Genomic DNA, 914 nt, shown 5'->3' with positions numbered 1-914 from the left:
AAAGCCGGGACGGCCTGGAACTGCCAGACGGGTCGGGTCCGGCGAGCGAGATCAGAGGGTATACGAGAGGAACCAGTGGTAAAGCTCCGTAAGCGTGGCACCGGCTCAAATCTGGTGGATATGGGCCGGGTTGCAGTGCACAGACTGCCGATTTGGCGGGCTGACTCCGTAGCCGACTTGGCGTGTCGGTGGGGAGGTCACGGTGAAAGCCTGCGGCGTAACCGTGGCGATGCTGCCGGGGCAAAGCTGGATGCCGGACTGATCGATCGATTCACCGTGAACACGGGAACCATCCCGCACTACTCCCACTGCCCGGAATCCATCCGAGCCTGTGGGATAGATGCGTCGTCCGTCGAAGGTGCGGGATGGGGCGGAGGCCCCGTAGTAGTCCGAGCGGGCGAAAGGCTTGCGCATGGCGAAGGGGGACAGCAAGTCAGCAGTACGGATGCTGGAATGCCGGGAGGTCGTGGGTGAATACCGACGAGCTGGAATACGTCTTACTCAAGGCGGAACGCCGGGTACTGGAGATCCAGACCAAGCTGCACCGTTGGGCCAGTGATGATCCTCATCGCAGGTTCGATGATCTGTACAACCTCGTCACCGATCCGGGTTTCCTGCTGGTCGCCTGGGATCGGGTGCGGAACAACAAGGGCGCGCGCACGGCAGGAGTGGACGGCGAGACTGCCTACTACATCGAGTCCGTGCGCGGGCTGGAAGGGTTCCTTGCGGAACTGCGGGAGGATCTCAAGTCTCGCGCCTTCCGACCCCTCCCGGCGCGGCGGCGCGCGATTCCCAAGGCTGGCGGCAAGGTCCGCTATCTGGGGATCGCGACTGTCCGCGACCGGGTGGCTCAGGCGTCTTTGAAGCTGGTGTTGGAGCCGATTTTCGAGGCGGATTTCCGCCCGTGTTCCTAC

General features: G+C 63.2%; 1 pseudogene. It reads left to right on the top strand.

What is annotated here, in order from left to right:
- Positions 1–470 precede the first annotated feature (470 nt).
- Positions 471–914 (top strand): annotated as a pseudogene (locus tag JL475_RS39170) (group II intron reverse transcriptase/maturase); the annotation flags it as partial.

It is taken from the genome of Streptomyces sp. M2CJ-2, assembly GCF_016757295.1.
Classification (GTDB): Bacteria; Actinomycetota; Actinomycetes; order Streptomycetales; family Streptomycetaceae; genus Streptomyces.
Note: the sequence above shows the minus strand (reverse complement) of the source record. Positions and strands in the feature narration are given on the sequence as shown.